Source organism: Blautia caecimuris (genome assembly GCF_024622975.1).
Classification (GTDB): domain Bacteria; phylum Bacillota; class Clostridia; order Lachnospirales; family Lachnospiraceae; genus Blautia_A; species Blautia_A caecimuris.
The window spans coordinates 59,831-76,258 of record NZ_JANJZT010000018.1 but is presented as its reverse complement, the minus strand read 5'-3'; the positions used below and the strand labels follow the sequence as shown (position 1 = coordinate 76,258).

Here is a 16,428-nt window from a genome sequence, read left to right as displayed (position 1 = left end):
GACATCAGACTATGAGATTAGCAAACGGAATCGTGATTGACAAGGAAGCAACATTCGGGGCATTGAAATTTTCTGCCCTCCGCCGTGAGGTTCACCTCCAGAATGAAGACGGCTCGGTATCAGAAGAAATCAAGGAGCGTACCTATGACTTAAAATCCAGAGGACAGGGGCGTATGATTCAGGTTTCCATCCCTGCCAGCGTGCCGTTAAAGGAGTTCGATTACAACGCAGAGGTGGAACTTATCAATCCAGTGGCAGATACCGTGGCAACGGCTACCTTTCAGGGAGCAGAGGTGGACTGGTACATCAAGGCAGAGGATATTGTCCTGAAAAAAGGAGCTGCCATGAATCCACAGCCGCCGAAGAAAGACGCTCCCCCTGTAAAATAACAGGAATATAAGAAGAAAGCGAAAGGAGGATTGTTCCCATGAAGCAGCTTTTCCCTCGTGGAAAACGTATCCGTCCCACGGATAAAGACCTTGTATTCCATACTGCCCTTGCCGCCCTGTTCCCTGTCTTCCTGCTGGTTGTCCTGCTGTTTCATACAGGGCAGATTGCCGGAACCAACTGGCAGGAAGTGTCCCTCTCCCAGATAACACAGGATGTAAACATCCCTTACCTGTTATTCAGTATGGGCGTGGCAGGGCTGGTGTGTCTTGCAGCAGTTCTTCTGTTCTGGCGATACCGCAGGGATGAAGTAAAGCAGCTCATTCACCGTCAAAAGCTGGCAAGGATGGTATTGGAAAACAAGTGGTATGAATCGGAACAGCGAAAGGAGGACGCTTTTTTCAAGGGCTTATCTTCCAGCCGTTCCAAAGAAACCATCACTTACTTTCCCAAAATCTACTACCAGATGAAACAGGGCTTGCTCCATATCCGTGTGGAAATCACCTTGGGGAAATATCAGGAACAGCTCTTAAACTTGGAGAAAAAGCTGGAAAGCGGCTTGTACTGTGAGCTGACGGATAAGGAATTAAAAGATTCCTATGTGGAGTACACCCTGCTTTATGATACTATTGCGAACCGTATCTCTATTGAGGACGTACAGGCAAAGGACGGCAGGCTCCGGCTTATGGAAAATGTCTGGTGGGAGTATGATAAGCTCCCCCATATGCTCATTGCCGGAGGAACCGGCGGCGGAAAGACTTATTTCATCCTGACCCTCATTGAAGCCCTGCTCCGCACCAACGCCGTCCTGTTCGTGTTAGACCCGAAGAACGCCGACCTTGCGGATTTACAGGCGGTTATGCCGGATGTGTACTACAAAAAGGAAGATATGCTCGCCTGTATTGACCGTTTCTATGAAGAAATGATGAAACGCAGCGAAGACATGAAGCTCATGGAGAATTACCGGACAGGAGAAAACTACGCTTACTTGGGACTTCCGGCAAATTTCCTTATCTTTGATGAATATGTGGCATTTATGGAAATGCTCGGCACAAAGGAAAACGCCGCTGTCCTCAACAAGTTAAAACAAATCGTTATGCTTGGGCGGCAGGCTGGCTTCTTCCTGATTCTCGCCTGCCAGCGTCCAGACGCAAAGTATCTGGGGGATGGAATCCGTGACCAGTTCAATTTCCGTGTAGCTCTGGGGCGGATGTCGGAAATGGGCTATGGGATGATGTTCGGGGAAACCACAAAGGAGTTCTTCCTAAAGCAGATAAAAGGGCGTGGCTATGTGGATGTGGGAACCAGCGTTATCTCGGAATTTTATACGCCCCTTGTGCCAAAAGGACACGATTTCCTCAAGGAAATAAAAAAGCTCATAGACAGCAGGCAGGGAGTGCAGGCGGCGTGCGAAGCAAAAGCCGCAGAAACGGACTGACCTGCTGTGGCTGGTGTGCCGCAAGGCACGCCAGCATGAACCCCTCGTATCTAACAGAGGGGTACAAATCGACAGGCAACAACCAAACAACAGGGCAGAATCCCACGGTACACAAGGGATTTTCCCATATCCGGCGTGTGTCAACAAGGCTCTGAAAGTTGACATACGCTTTTTTAGACAGGAGGGATTTTCACTGAATGAAGAAACATGGGTACTGGACATCAAAGAAAAACGGGAAGTTTACGGTATCTCACAACAGAAACTTGCGTTAGCTGCCGGAATCACCCGTCCGTACCTGAGCGATATTGAAACGGGCAAGGCTCACCCATCCGAAGCATTACAGGAAACCATCACGAAAGCTCTGGAACGCTTCAATCCAGACAATCCCCTTGAAATGCTCTTTGATTATGTGCGGATTCGCTTTCCCACTACGGATGTGAAGCATATCGTGGAAGACGTGCTGCGGCTAAAGCTGCCTTACTTTATCCATGAAGACTACGGCTTCTATTCTTACACAGAGCATTACTATCTAGGTGATATTTTCGTTCTGGTATCGCCGGAACTGGAAAAAGGGGTGCTGCTGGAACTGAAAGGGCGTGGCTGCCGCCAGTTTGAAAGCTATCTGCTGGCACAGGAACGGAGCTGGTATGAGTTTTTTATGGATGTTCTCATGGAGGACGGCGTGATGAAGCGGCTTGACCTTGCCATCAATGACAAAACGGGAATCCTGAACATTCCCCATCTGACAGAGAAGTGCCGGAATGAGGAATGTATCTCGGTCTTCCGCAGCTTCAAAAGCTACCGCAGCGGCGAACTGGTACGGCGTGAGGAAAAAGAATGTATGGGGAACACCCTGTATATCGGCTCCCTCCAAAGTGAGGTGTACTTCTGCATTTATGAAAAAGACTATGAGCAGTACAAAAAGCACGATATTCCTATTGCGGACGCAGAGGTAAAGAACCGCTTTGAAATCCGGCTGAAAAATGAGCGTGCCTTTTACGCCATCCGTGACCTGTTAGAACATGACAATCCAGAACGGACAGCCTTTCAAATCATCAACCGCTATGTCCGGTTCGTGGACAGGGACGATACGAAGCCCCGTTCTGACTGGCGTATCAGTGAGGAATGGGAGTGGTTTATCGGGGAACACAAGGGAAGCCTGAAACTGACAACCAAACCGGAACCCTATTCCTTTGAACGCACCCTGCACTGGCTCTCCCATCAGGTAGCCCCCACGTTAAAGCTGGCTCTCCGTCTGGATAAGATGAACCACACCCAGATTGTCCATGACATCATCACCCATGCAAGGCTGACGGAGAAGCATGAAAAAATCCTGAAGCAGCAAGCCGCCGCTGCAAAGGAGGTGGTGCTTTAACGGCGGCAATTTTAGAACCTAAGAACTCTTACAGGAAAGAAAGGAGCTTTTATGAATTTCGGACAGAATCTTTACAACTGGTTTTTATCCAACGCCCAGTCCCTTGTGCTGCTGGCAATCGTGGTGATTGGACTGTACCTCGGATTTAAGAGGGAATTTTCCAAACTTATCGGTTTTCTGGTGGTGTCCCTTGTAGCGGTCGGTCTGGTCTTCAATGCGGACGGTGTAAAGGACATCTTACTGGAACTGTTCAATAAGATTATCGGAGCATAGGGAATCCATTTTACACTTCCGTTATGGAGCAAGCTCTGATTGCTTCATGGCGGAAGTCCACTAGGGGCTTGGGGAGCGTAACTCCCCAAAAGAAAGAAGATGTAATATGATAGTGTATGATAATTGAGATAAACTAAGAATGGTGGTATAATTTCTTTAATAGTAATTGAAAGTGGAGGAAATGTATGAAAGATTTTATTGATTTTTTGAAATTACCGCCGAACATTTTAGGAGCTTTATCTATTGCCAGTGGTACATTATTATTATTGCCTCAAAAGTTAGCCCAAAAGTTTTATATTATAAATTTTCGAGAAAAATATGGTTTTACAATAGGCATTGTTTTTGTGATTTCCACAGCTTTACTAATCGTTTTATTACTATCTAAAATTTTTCATTTCTTTTATGACAAGTATGCTTCTAAGAGATTAGGAACTGCTCAGATTAAATATTTGAAAAATATGACACCAGAGCAGGTGACAATCATTCGGGAGTTTTTACGTGAACCAACTCACACCCTGCCATTACCCATGAACAATGGATTAGTAATAGAACTTCAACATTTACAAATATTAACCCCTGCCGGACAAACTCATTTAGTAAGTATGTTAGACCCACAAATCAATTATTTTTTACAACCTTGGGTAATTAAAAAAATCAATAGTGATGAAGAATTAAAGCGAATATTTTATTAGAAAAATGGCAACTGACAAACAAAGTTAGTTGCCATTTTTTGTTCTAAGAAAGGACGTGATACTGATTGAGAAAATGAGAATCTACATCCTGAACACCACACGGTTTTACCATGAAGATTTTGAGGAATATCCTGGAGCATGGTTTTCCTGCCCTGTGGATTTTGAAGAAATCAGGGAACGTCTTGGGGTTCAGAGTGAGGAAGAAATCGAAATTGAAGACTATGAGCTGCCCTTTCCATTGGAAGGCAACACAAGGCTCTGGGAAATCAACGCCCTTTGCCGGATGGTACAGGAAATGCAGGGAACGCCCCTCTATTATGAAATGGATGTGGTACAAAAGCGGTGGTTTCCCAGCTTTACGGAATTTATCGACCACAAAGACCAGATACGCTGCTATCCGGTGCAGGACGGGGAATCCCTCGCCCGTTATCTGGTGCAGGAGGTACAGCTATTTGGAGAAGTACATCCAGACCTGTTGAACCATATCGACTACGCTGCCATTGGTCGGGAACTGGAAACCAGCGAAAACTACCTGTTTACAGACAATGGTATCTTTTATTACCGCTAAAAGGAGGTGGAGGAACTTGGAAGAAATGCGGATTTACATTGCCAACTTAGGCAAATACAATGAGGGCGAACTGGTGGGAGCATGGTTCACGCCGCCTGTGGACTTTGAGGAAGTCAAAGAGCGTATCGGTTTGAATGATGAATATGAGGAATACGCCATCCATGATTATGAGCTGCCCTTTGAGATTGACGAATATACCCCCATTGAGGAAGTCAACCGCCTGTGTGAAATGGTGGAGGACTTACCGGAGTACATTCAGGAGGAACTATCAGAGCTGCAATCCTACTTTGGCAGTATCGAAGAACTCTGTGAGCATGAAGACGATATTATCTGCCATTCCGGCTGTGATGATATGGCGGATGTGGCTCGCTACTATCTGGAAGAAAGCGGACAGCTTGGGGAACTTCCGGCACACTTACAAAACTATATCGACTATGCTGCCTATGGGCGTGACATGGAATTGGAGGGAACCTTTATTGTCACGAACCACGGCGTATATGAAATCATACGATAGACCCGTCTGTATCTCTTTTTGAAAGTACAGGCGGCTTTTTTATTTCAGGGGCGGCTTTTGCTGCCCCATCTTTTAGAAAGGACGGACAACATGAAGAAAATACGAAGCTATACCAGTATCTGGTCGGTGGAAAAGGTACTCTATTCCATCAATGATTTTAAGCTGCCATTCCCCATCACGTTCACACAGATGGCGTGGTTCGTGGTATCGGTATTTGCAGTTATGCTCTTGGGGAACCTCCCTCCTCTTTCGTTCATTGACGGGGCATTTTTAAAATATTTCGGCGTACCCTTTGCCCTCACTTGGTTCATGTGCCAGAAGACTTTTGACGGGAAGAAGCCTTACGGCTTCCTGAAATCCGTACTGGCATATCTGGTACGCCCGAAACTAACGTATGCAGGAAAGCCCGTGAAGCTGGAAAAGGAATATCCGGCACAGCCCATCACGGCAGTAAGGAGTGATATTTATGGCATATCCGATTAAGTATATCGAAAATAACCTTGTGTTCAACCATGACGGGGAGTGCTTTGCTTACTATGAGCTGCTTCCCTACAACTATTCCTTTTTAAGCCCTGAACAGAAGTATCAGGTACACGATTCGTTCCGGCAGCTTATCGCCCAGAACAGGGACGGGAAGATTCACGCCCTGCAAATCAGCACGGAATCCAGCATACGGGCGGCACAGGAACGCTCCAAACAGGAAGTGACAGGCAAGTTAAAAGACGTTGCCTGTGCAAAGATTGACGCACAGACCGAAGCCCTGATTTCCATGATAGGGGAAAATCAGGTGGACTACCGCTTTTTTATCGGCTTTAAGCTGCTTGTCAATGAGCAGGAAGTCACCATGAAACAGTTCCGCAGGGAAGCAAAGACTGCTGTTTCCGACTTCCTCCATGAAGTCAACCACAAGCTCATGGGGGATTTTGTTTCCATGAGCAATGAAGAAATCTGGCGGTTTCAGAAGATGGAAAAACTACTGGAAAATAAAATCTCACGCCGTTTCAAAGTACGGCGGCTTGATAAGGACGATTTCGGCTATCTGATTGAACATTTATACGGGCAGACCGGAACCGCCTACGAAGATTATGAGTATTATCTTCCGAAAAAACGGTTTCAGGAGGAAACGCTGGTGAAATACTATGACCTCATTAAACCCACCCGTTGTCTGATAGAGGAAAACCAGCGGTATCTGAAAATCGAACAGGAAGACGGGACAGTGTATGCCGCCTACTTTACCATCAACAGCATTGTGGGGGAACTGGACTTCCCATCCTCGGAAATCTTTTACTATCAGCAGCAGCAATTCACCTTTCCCATTGATACCTCTATGAATGTGGAGATTGTGACAAACCGGAAAGCCCTCTCCACGGTGCGGAACAAGAAAAAAGAGCTGAAAGATTTGGACAGCCACGCATGGCAGAATGACAGCGAAACCAGTACAAACGTGGTGGATGCTTTAGACAGCGTGAATGAGCTGGAATCCACCTTAGACCAGAGCAAGGAATCCATGTATAAGCTGTCCTATGTGGTTCGTGTGACGGCTCCCGACTTGGAAGAACTGAAACGCCGCTGCAATGAGGTGAAAGATTTTTATGACGATTTGAACGTGAAACTGGTTCGCCCCTTTGGGGATATGCTGGGGCTGCATGGGGAATTTCTCCCTGCCAGCAAACGGTATCTGAACGATTACATCCAGTATGTCACCAGCGACTTCCTTGCTGGTCTTGGCTTCGGGGCAACCCAGATGTTGGGGGAAACGGAGGGTATTTATATCGGGTACAGCCTTGATACAGGAAGAAACGTGTACTTAAAGCCTGCCCTTGCCAGTCAAGGGGTAAAAGGCTCCGTCACCAACGCCCTTGCTGCCGCTTTTGTCGGCTCCCTCGGCGGTGGAAAATCATTCAGCAACAACATGATAGTCTATTATTCCGTATTATTTGGGGCACAGGCACTCATTGTTGACCCGAAAGCGGAACGGGGACGCTGGAAAGAAACCCTGCCAGAAATCGCCCATGAAATCAATATCGTAAACCTGACCTCAGAGGAACAGAACAGGGGCTTGCTCGACCCCTATGTGATTATGGAGAACCCAAAGGATTCCGAATCACTGGCAATCGACATCCTGACCTTTTTAACCGGCATTTCCAGCCGTGACGGGGAAAAGTTCCCTGTTCTTCGGAAAGCTATTCGTGCGGTAACAAACAGTGAGGAACGGGGGCTTTTCAAGGTGATTGAAGAACTACGGGCGGAGGGAACCACCATCAGCACCAGCATAGCCGACCATATCGAATCCTTTACGGACTATGACTTTGCACACCTGCTCTTTTCGGATGGGGATGTCACACAGTCCATCAGCCTTGAAAAGCAGCTCAACATCATTCAGGTGGCGGATTTGGTGCTGCCGGATAAGGAAACCTCGTTTGAAGAATACACCACAATGGAATTGCTTTCCGTAGCAATGCTCATTGTAATCAGTACCTTTGCCCTCGACTTCATCCATACCGACCGCAGCGTGTTTAAGATTGTGGATTTGGATGAAGCATGGAGCTTCTTACAGGTGGCACAGGGCAAGACCCTCTCCATGAAGCTGGTTCGTGCCGGACGTGCCATGAACGCAGGCGTTTACTTTGTCACCCAGAACACGGACGATTTGCTGGATGAAAAGCTGAAAAACAATCTGGGCTTGAAATTTGCATTCCGTTCCACAGACATCAACGAAATCAAGAAGACCCTCGCCTTTTTCGGGGTGGATTCCGAAGATGAAAATAACCAGAAGCGGCTCCGTGACTTGGAAAACGGGCAGTGCCTCATCAGTGATTTGTACGGGCGTGTGGGCGTGATACAGTTCCATCCTATCTTTGAAGACCTGTTCCATGCCTTTGATACCAGACCGCCCGTAAGAAAAGAGGTGGAGGAATGAAGATAAGAAAGCCTATCCAGCAGGGGACAGCTCTTGTCCCTTGCCGGACAAAGGGACAAAACTCTTTTAAAAAAATCGGGAGTATAGCAGGAAAAATGCTTCTGGCACTCCTGCTCATCCTCCTGCTGCTGGCAGTCTTTGGCACAGCCGCCCACGCTGCCGGACTGGTGGATGATACGGTGGACGCTGCCAACGAATACAGCAAATATCCGCTGGACAACTACCAGCTTGATTTTTATGTGGACAGCGGATGGGACTGGCTCCCGTGGAACTGGCTGGACGGCATCGGAAAACAGGTGATGTACGGGTTGTATGCCATCACAAATTTTATCTGGACAATCAGCCTGTACCTTTCCAACGCTACAGGGTATCTGATTCAGGAAGCCTACTCGCTGGACTTCATTTCCTCTACGGCGGATTCCATTGGGGAAAATATGCAGACCCTTGCAGGCGTTACCACAGGCGGCTTGTCCTCGGAGGGATTTTATATCGGGTTCCTGTTGATTCTCATTCTGGTGGTGGGGATTTACGTTGCCTACACAGGGCTTATCAAACGGGAAACCACAAAAGCCATCCATGCCGTTGTGAATTTCGTGGTGGTGTTCGTGTTGTCCGCTGCCTTTATCGCCTATGCCCCTGATTATATCGGGAAAATCAATGAATTTTCCGCAGACATCAGCAATGCCAGCCTGACCCTTGGTACAAAGATTGTGCTGCCAAACTCAGAAAGTCAAGGAAAAGACAGCGTGGATTTGATACGGGACAGCCTGTTTTCCATTCAGGTCAAGCAGCCGTGGCTCCTGCTGCAATATGGCAATTCAGATATGGAAAGCATTGGAGCAGACCGTGTGGAACGCCTGCTTTCAACCAGTCCAGACGAAAACAACGGACAGGACAGAGAAGAAATCGTGGTGGAGGAAATCGAAGACAGAGAAAATACCAACCTTACCATCACAAAGACCATCAACCGCTTGGGAACCGTCTTCTTCCTGTTCATGTTCAATATCGGTATCTCCGTTTTTGTATTCCTGCTCACAGGGATAATGATTTTCTCACAGGTTCTTTTTATCATTTATGCCATGTTCCTGCCTGTGAGCTTTCTCCTCAGCATGGTTCCCTCTTTTGAGGGGATGTCCAAACGTGCCATTACAAAACTGTTCAATACCATCCTTACCAGAGCCGGAATCACCCTGATTATCACGGTAGCGTTCAGCATTTCCACCATGCTCTACAACCTGTCTGGGGAATATCCGTTCTTCCTGACTGCGTTCTTGCAGATAGTGACCTTTGCCGGAATTTATTTCAAGCTGGGGGATTTGATGGGGATGTTCTCCTTACAGAGTGGGGATTCCCAAAGCATGGGAAGCCGTATCATACGAAGACCCCGTATGCTCATGCACGCCCATATGCACCGTTTACAGCATAAGTTGGGACGTTCTGTGGCGGCTCTTGGGGCTGGAACGACTGCCTATCATGCAGGAAAACAGGCTGGCTCAGACCAGAGAACTGCTTCCAGCTCCGGCTCTTTCAAACGGACGCAGGCAGACCACAGCAGACCAGACGGACAGGCAGCACCGGAACAGGAATCCGTATGGAAACGGGCTGGTTCTGCGGTAGATGCGGCGGCCGATACCAAAGATAAGATAGCCGATACTGCCGGACAGCTTCGGGAGCAGGCAAAGGATTTGCCTGTCAATGCAAAGTACGCCCTTTCCCACGGGAAAACACAGGTATCAGAGGGAGTACGGGATTTTACTTCCAGCGTGACCCAGACCCGAACTGCCAGAGCCGAACAGCGAAATGCACAGGCAGAACGCCGCAGACAGACCATTGCAGAACGCAGGGCGGAACTGGAACAGGCAAAACAGCCGCAAAAGGCAGCTTCCGAATCCCCCAAAGGGGCGGCTCCTGTCCATGAACGCCCTGTTACTACAAAGCAGCCAGAAGATTTCCGACATCATGCAGATACCGCCCATGCAGGAAAACCAGCTATACAGCCAGCTTCCCCATCCATCAGGGAACGGGGACAGATTTCTTATGAGGGGGCTGTGGCAGAACGTGCTTCGGTTCCGGTAGTAAAAGTGGCTTCCATCCACCATGAACAGACACCGCCTGTAAGGACAGAACGCCAGATAGTCCCTCCGGCTTCCCCAGACAAACCAGATGAAAGACAAAAGACAGCTCCAACTATCACACCGGCTGCTCCCCGTCCGGCAAAACCTGTCCAGAATGATACGGCTCCTGCGATACCGGAACGAAAACGGGCTGCCCCTATGGTAAAAGAATCCAACTTTACCATCCGGCGTACCACCGCCAGAAAGGAGTGGACAAAAACAGTACAAGCGGCTGCCAAACAAAAGAAAGGGGAGAAACCATGAAGTTAAGACACCTTTTCTTTGCCTGTTCCGGTGTGTTTGTGATGATGTTCTCCCTGCTCCTTTTGGTGGTGATTGTCTTCTCGGATGAGGAAGACGGAGGAAGCGGCGGAAACCTTATTTATGGGGGCGTGAGCGTATCACAGGAAGTCCTCGCCCATAAACCTATGCTGGAAAAGTATGCAAGGGAATATGGCATAGAGGAATACTTAAATGTGCTGCTCGCCATCATTCAGGTGGAATCCGGCGGCACGCTGGAAGACGTTATGCAGTCCTCGGAATCTCTGGGGCTTCCCCCAAACTCCCTTAGTACAGAGGAATCCATCAAGCAGGGCTGCAAATATTTCTCGGAACTGCTCGCAGCGGCAGAAACAAAGGGCTGTGATTTAAACAGTGTGATTCAATCCTACAACTACGGCGGCGGTTTCCTAGACTATGTGGCAGGACACGGGAAAAAGTACACCTTTGAACTGGCAGAGAGCTTCGCAAGGGACAAATCCGGCGGAAAGAAAGTCACCTACACCAACCCTGTTGCCGTAGCGAAAAACGGCGGCTGGCGGTATTCCTATGGAAATATGTTCTATGTCCTCTTGGTATCACAATACCTGACCGTGGCACAGTTTGATGATGAAACGGTGCAGGCTATCATGGAGGAAGCCTTAAAGTATGAGGGCTGGACGTATGTGTACGGGGGCGATTCCCCCTCCACTTCCTTTGACTGTTCGGGACTGGTGCAGTGGTGCTATGGCAAGGCAGGAATCGCCCTGCCACGGACAGCACAGGAACAGTACAATATAACGCAGCACATCCCCCTGTCCGAAGCAAAAGCGGGGGATTTGGTCTTTTTCCACTCCACCTACAACGCCGGAACCTACATCACCCATGTGGGGTTGTATGTGGGAAATAACCGGATGTACCATGCCGGAAATCCCATTGGTTACGCAGACCTGACAGGCTCCTACTGGCAACAGCACCTTGCCGGAGCCGGACGAATCAAACAATAAGAAAGGATGAACCGATATGATTCAGATTAGAAAAGAGGAAAACCAGAAAAAGCAGAAAGAAAAGAAGCTGAAAGTCTACAAAGTCAATACCCACAAGAAAACCGTGATTGCCCTGTGGGTGCTGCTGGCAGTGAGCTTCCTGTTTGCCGTCTATAAGAATTTCACGGCGATAGACATTCACACTGTCCATGAAACGAAAGTGATTGAGGAACAAATCCTCGACACCCACAAGATAGAAAACTTTGTGGAGAATTTCGCAGAAGTCTACTATTCATGGGGACAGTCCGCCGCTTCCATTGACAACCGGACAAATGCTTTAAAAGGCTATCTCACCGGAGAGCTGCAAGCCCTGAATGTAGATACTGTCCGAAAGGACATCCCCGTATCGTCTGCCCTGACCGATTTTCAGATATGGGAAATCATAGAAGAAAAAGAGCAGCATTATCAAGTAACCTATACAGTGGAACAGCGTATTACAGAGGGAGAATCCGGTAAAACCGTCCGTTCCGCCTATCAGGTGACGGTCTATGTGGACGGCTCTGGAAACCTGACGATTATCCAGAACCCAACCATTACCAGCATTCCCATAAAATCCGGCTATACGCCAAAAGCGGTACAAAGTGACGGTACGGTGGATTCTATCACTACGGAGGAAATCAACGAATTTCTCACCACCTTTTTCAAGCTGTACCCTACGGCAACCGCAAAGGAGCTGACCTATTATGTGAATGAGGGCGTACTGAAACCTGTGGGAAAAGAGTATATTTTCTCCGAACTGGTGAGTCCGGTCTACAACCGAAACGGAAATCAGGTGAACGCTTCCCTAGCAGTAAAATATCTGGACAACCAGACCATGACAACACAGGTATCTCAGTTTGACCTTGTGCTGGAAAAGAACGGGGAAAACTGGAAGATTGTGAAATAGTTATAGAGAAACGTGCATTTCTCATTTGAGATTTGCACGTTTCTCTTATAAAGTATTTCTTTTTAAAATTTATCATTAGTCTTTATATTTTTGATTAGCTCCCAATAGTAGTGTGTCAATTGCTTCGGATAATTCTTTTCTTACTTTATCAGGATTAGAAAAAGCATATCTTAATTGTAAAGTTGTATAACCATGAAGCATACCTGTTACCATGTTCAAAATTTCAGTGGTCTTATCTGGATTAAAGCCACATGAGCAAATAAGTGTTTTAAGTAAAGATAGATAATCATTAAAAATCATTGCTGTTTCCTCTGTTCCATTCCAACTAGCCCATTGAATTATTTCATAAACACCGGGATGTTCAATCATATAATTAAGATATTCAACTGCCACTAATTTTAATGCTGAATCTCCTGTCTTACCGATTGCTGTACGAATCATTTTTTCATTCATAGTACGCATACCACTATGTGCTATCTCCCTAAGAAGTTCATCCAAACTTCCTATATGATTATATAAGGAGGGGGTACGAATCCCTAAATTTTCAGCAATAGCTTTCAAAGAAACATTATGAAGTCCATTTCTATCAGCCATATCAGAAGCAGTTTTTATAACTTCGGCTTTTGTAACTCGCATATTCATTTTCCTCTTTCTACACATCATTTACTTCATTTTAAGTAATCAAATTAACGAAGTCAATAATTTGGTTAGAAAAAATGAACTCTTGTATTGACAAACAGTCTTATAATATTTAAAATTACTAATGTAATTAGTTTTTATACTATTAAAATTAGTTTACGAAAGGAAATACAAATATGTGTACAAGATTTGTGTATAATGGAAAAGAAACCATTGTTGGGTTCAATTTTGATATTGACCTTTCTGAATGGGAACATACTGTAATTGCCGAAAAAGACCGTTTTTTTATAGGGATAAAAATGTCCGATAATAAGTACCACTCTTTTCACGGAATCAATAGAAATGGGAATGTTGGCACATTGTTGTATGTACATGGAAATGACAATGCACAATTTTGCGGTAATAAATCATGCTATACAATAGCTGATTTGACAGAAAACTTTATAAAAGGCAATCTCTCTTTTGACGATTCATTGGAAATAGTGAAAAAAAAGAAAATTACTTATGCACCTGACACTACTATGCAGGCTATGTTTTCGGATAGAAATGGGCGTGTTCTCATTATTGAACCGGGGATTGGGTATCGCTTGGAAAAAGAAAAATATTCCTTAATAACAAATTACTCCATTTTAAAACCAGAATTGACTAATCCATATGTTTTATCTGGGGATAACAGATATGAAAAGGCAAAGGATTTACTGCAAGGATATGGAGAAAACTTCTCTATTTCCAACGCCTTTGATGTACTTAGGTCAGTACGTCAGGAAGGACTTTGGGCAACCAGAGTTTCTTTTATATATTCCGTTGCTAAAAATAAGGTATATTATGTGTTGAACAATGATTTCAAAAATATTGCAGAGTATCAATTCTAATATCACTGCAATTATAAACAAAAGTGGAGGATTTACATTTCCCCCACTTCCTTAGATTTGACAATACCATCTGCAACGCTTTCCATAATAACAAGGTCAGCGTCTGTGAAATTGTCTATTTTGTTTTCTAACTGCCTACGTTTGGTGCTTTTCACCTGACTGCTGGCAGGCAAGAAAAACTCATCCACTGATACATTCAGCAGAGATACAAGGTCGTAAAGCACCTGTAAACTTGGGTGCTGCCCTTTATTCTCAATGTTGGTTAAATAGCGTGGGTCAATCTCAATCATTGACCCCACCTGTTCACGGGTCAAACCCTGTTTTTTACGGGCTTCTTTTATGGCAAGCCCCAACGCCCTGAAATCATATTTATCTTCTTTTTTACGCATAATGCACCACCTCCATACATTTTACTGTTCCTGTTATAATAGTGACAGGTATAGAAAAACGTATTGTATAGTTGTACAGTTCCTATTATGCGTATCAAAGATAAAACTATGCTGCTGAAACGGAAATAAAAAAAACCGTTATTTGGCAGTACACTTTTCTTGCGTCAAAATCTCATAAATCTTTCCAGACGACGGTTTGACAAAAGCCGCCGTCTTTCTTTTTCCCAGAATATATGGAGGTTGTATTAAAGTCAGCTTTTTTTAGGCTCCGGCGGCTTACAGGAGGAAGCCGCTATGCAAAATATTTTCTTAAATATATCTACATTCGGTAAACCGTTAAAAAAAGCCATCTACCTACACTAGAAAAGTCTGACCCTCAATGTGGTTTTTCAGAATACATAGAAAGAACTATCAAAGCACACAAACAGAAATATCGTCTGTTTGCGTGCTTTTTTAGTTGGAAGAAAAAGTTTTTAAATTTTTCTTTTCAAAACGCAACTGCACCCCCTGTCCTGTCGGGACTAAGAGCGAAAAGGGGGAAAGAAGCAGAAATTCCTATCAACTCGCTCCCTTTCAAGGCTGGAAAGGGGGTGAACAATGATGAAGCCATCTGAATTTCAGACAACCATAGAGAACCAGTTTGATTATATCTGTAAAGTCGCTATGGAGGATGAACGCAAAGACTATCTCAAAGCGTTGTCCAGACAGTGTAAACGGGAAACCCTGTTCTGTGATATGGACGATTACACCGTCAATCTGTTTTCTTCCGAAGACACCTATCCATCCCACTTCCATACTTTTGAAATGGATGGATTTACTGTCCGCATTGAAAACAGCCTGTTAGCCGAAGCATTAGAAAGTCTGGACGGAAAGAAACGTGACGTTATTCTGCGATATTATTTTCTTGGATTTGACGATACGGAAATCTCAAAAATTCTGGAAGTCAACCGTTCTACCATCCAGAGAAGAAGACACGCCGGACTGGAATTTATCAAAAAATTTATGGAGGACGAAGCATGACAGCAAAGCACCCTATGATTCCGTTTCCTGTGATTGTAAGAGCTACGGACGGCGATATTGAAGCAGTCAACCAGATTGTACGCCATTACAGTGGTTTTATTGCCAGCCGTTCCATGCGTCCCATGAAAGACGAATATGGAAATACCCACATGGTTGTAGATGAAACCCTACGCCGCCGGATGGAAACACGTCTGATTGCAAAGATTTTATCTTTTGAAATCAGGGAACCAAACTAGAAATAACGCTCGCCTGTGGAAGCGTGGACAAACCCATGCTTCCCAGACAGAGCTTGCCAGTCTATTAAAGTGCATTATCACCAGTGCATTTTAACAGGCTGACAAAGCCGGATTGTTCCTTGAAAAAGAAAGCGTCTAATCAACGCAGCATAAAGCAGCCGAATACGTTTCGATAGAAAGAGAGCCGTTGGGCTGGCACGCCGTAACCCACCAAAGGAGGGATGATACCGGATAGCGATTCCTGCCAGCGTTCCATAAGTAGCTTACCGCAGAGCTGCCGCCATGACCTTTCTATCGTGATAATGATACTTCCGTACAGCCTTAGTCCGTGTGATGATGTAGCACCGCTGGCAAAGGGTACGGCTGGATGAGAACCATGCAGGGGTGAGATTCCCATGAGCTTTAGCGAAAGCTGTTCGGCTTGCTTAGACACCATTTTGAATTAGAATTTTTCATTCAAAATCAAATAACTATTTGCAGGAAATACAATCTTAATATTACTTTTGCCACAAAATCTGATATAATATAGACAGATATTGAGGGTTCCATATCTGGTCTATGGAAAGGAGGAACATGATTACAGTAACAAAAAAAGACTTAATAGAACTGGGTTATGGAACTTCATTCGCAGCAGACATCATAAGAGAAGCAAAAAAACTTATGATTTCAAAAGGGCATACCTACTATCAGTCACGCAAACTGGACAGGGTTCCCAGAGAAGCTGTGGAAGAATTGCTAGGGATTACTTTTACTGATAAATCAAACTGATTGTACTTCTTGCACATTTATGTAAGGAGTGAA

At 45.5% G+C, this 16,428-nt stretch carries 18 protein-coding genes; 16 read left to right on the top strand and 2 right to left on the bottom strand.

Annotation, left to right across the window (positions count from 1 at the left end; genetic code table 11):
• The first annotated feature begins 11 nt into the window (after positions 1–11).
• The 12 genes from NSA57_RS12130 to NSA57_RS12075 all read left to right on the top strand — a co-directional run bounded on the left by NSA57_RS12130 (position 12) and on the right by NSA57_RS12075 (position 12,471).
• Complete coding sequence (locus NSA57_RS12130) at positions 12–389, top strand: YdcP family protein (protein ID WP_021390915.1); 378 nt, start codon at positions 12–14, stop codon at positions 387–389.
• A 38-nt stretch (positions 390–427) separates the two neighbouring features.
• Entirely contained in the window at positions 428–1,825 is a 1,398-nt protein-coding gene (locus tag NSA57_RS12125) for an FtsK/SpoIIIE domain-containing protein (protein ID WP_257464966.1), read from the top strand.
• A 151-nt stretch (positions 1,826–1,976) separates the two neighbouring features.
• A complete protein-coding gene (mobT, locus tag NSA57_RS12120; protein WP_257464976.1) occupies positions 1,977–3,200 on the top strand; it encodes a MobT family relaxase in 1,224 nt (407 codons plus the stop codon).
• 51 nt (positions 3,201–3,251) lie between these two features.
• Positions 3,252–3,473 (top strand): hypothetical protein, encoded by a 222-nt coding sequence (locus NSA57_RS12115; RefSeq protein ID WP_002570387.1) that lies wholly within the window; start codon positions 3,252–3,254, stop codon positions 3,471–3,473.
• Positions 3,474–3,658: 185 nt separating this feature from the next.
• Positions 3,659–4,165 (top strand): superinfection exclusion B family protein, encoded by a 507-nt coding sequence (locus tag NSA57_RS12110; RefSeq protein ID WP_011861920.1) that lies wholly within the window; start codon positions 3,659–3,661, stop codon positions 4,163–4,165.
• A gap of 73 nt (positions 4,166–4,238) precedes the next feature.
• Entirely contained in the window at positions 4,239–4,733 is a 495-nt protein-coding gene (locus tag NSA57_RS12105; protein WP_055227446.1) for an antirestriction protein ArdA, read from the top strand.
• Positions 4,734–4,758: 25 nt separating this feature from the next.
• A complete protein-coding gene (locus NSA57_RS12100; RefSeq protein ID WP_196029630.1) occupies positions 4,759–5,247 on the top strand; it encodes an antirestriction protein ArdA in 489 nt (162 codons plus the stop codon).
• Between the two features lie 90 nt (positions 5,248–5,337).
• Complete coding sequence (locus NSA57_RS12095) at positions 5,338–5,730, top strand: conjugal transfer protein (RefSeq protein WP_005427021.1); 393 nt, start codon at positions 5,338–5,340, stop codon at positions 5,728–5,730.
• Positions 5,714–8,167, top strand: a complete 2,454-nt coding sequence (tcpF, locus tag NSA57_RS12090; protein WP_257464964.1) for a conjugal transfer ATPase TcpF — start codon at positions 5,714–5,716, stop codon at positions 8,165–8,167. The genes NSA57_RS12095 and tcpF overlap by 17 nt, the downstream gene beginning before the upstream one ends.
• Positions 8,164–10,545, top strand: coding sequence for a CD3337/EF1877 family mobilome membrane protein (locus NSA57_RS12085; RefSeq protein ID WP_354183974.1), 2,382 nt, complete (start codon positions 8,164–8,166; stop codon positions 10,543–10,545). Before tcpF ends, NSA57_RS12085 begins: the two co-directional genes overlap by 4 nt.
• Entirely contained in the window at positions 10,542–11,546 is a 1,005-nt protein-coding gene (locus NSA57_RS12080; protein ID WP_196029607.1) for a bifunctional lytic transglycosylase/C40 family peptidase, read from the top strand. The genes NSA57_RS12085 and NSA57_RS12080 overlap by 4 nt, the downstream gene beginning before the upstream one ends.
• A 16-nt stretch (positions 11,547–11,562) precedes the next feature.
• On the top strand, positions 11,563–12,471 hold the full coding sequence (locus tag NSA57_RS12075; protein WP_196029608.1) for a conjugal transfer protein: 909 nt from the start codon (positions 11,563–11,565) through the stop codon (positions 12,469–12,471).
• Between the two features lie 75 nt (positions 12,472–12,546).
• Here NSA57_RS12075 and NSA57_RS12070 read toward each other — a convergent pair whose 3' ends face one another.
• Complete coding sequence (locus NSA57_RS12070; protein WP_118574223.1) at positions 12,547–13,107, bottom strand: TetR/AcrR family transcriptional regulator; 561 nt, start codon at positions 13,105–13,107, stop codon at positions 12,547–12,549.
• 179 nt (positions 13,108–13,286) lie between these two features.
• Here NSA57_RS12070 and NSA57_RS12065 point away from each other — a divergent pair, with 179 nt between their 5' ends.
• Positions 13,287–13,982: an Ntn hydrolase family protein gene (locus NSA57_RS12065; RefSeq protein ID WP_196029609.1), complete on the top strand. Its 696-nt coding sequence runs from the start codon at positions 13,287–13,289 to the stop codon at positions 13,980–13,982.
• 32 nt (positions 13,983–14,014) lie between these two features.
• On the opposite strand, the gene NSA57_RS12060 is transcribed toward NSA57_RS12065, so the two are convergent.
• Positions 14,015–14,371 (bottom strand): helix-turn-helix domain-containing protein, encoded by a 357-nt coding sequence (locus NSA57_RS12060; protein WP_196029610.1) that lies wholly within the window; start codon positions 14,369–14,371, stop codon positions 14,015–14,017.
• A 597-nt stretch (positions 14,372–14,968) separates the two neighbouring features.
• Here NSA57_RS12060 and NSA57_RS12055 point away from each other — a divergent pair.
• From NSA57_RS12055 to NSA57_RS12045, 3 genes are all read left to right on the top strand, one after another.
• Positions 14,969–15,391 carry an RNA polymerase sigma factor gene (locus tag NSA57_RS12055; RefSeq protein WP_009009557.1) on the top strand — a complete coding sequence of 141 codons (423 nt, stop codon included), beginning with the start codon at positions 14,969–14,971 and terminating at the stop codon, positions 15,389–15,391.
• Complete coding sequence (locus NSA57_RS12050) at positions 15,388–15,627, top strand: helix-turn-helix domain-containing protein (protein WP_009009556.1); 240 nt, start codon at positions 15,388–15,390, stop codon at positions 15,625–15,627. The genes NSA57_RS12055 and NSA57_RS12050 overlap by 4 nt, the downstream gene beginning before the upstream one ends.
• A gap of 573 nt (positions 15,628–16,200) precedes the next feature.
• Positions 16,201–16,395: a DUF3173 domain-containing protein gene (locus NSA57_RS12045; RefSeq protein ID WP_011861908.1), complete on the top strand. Its 195-nt coding sequence runs from the start codon at positions 16,201–16,203 to the stop codon at positions 16,393–16,395.
• The last annotated feature ends 33 nt before the right edge of the window (positions 16,396–16,428 follow it).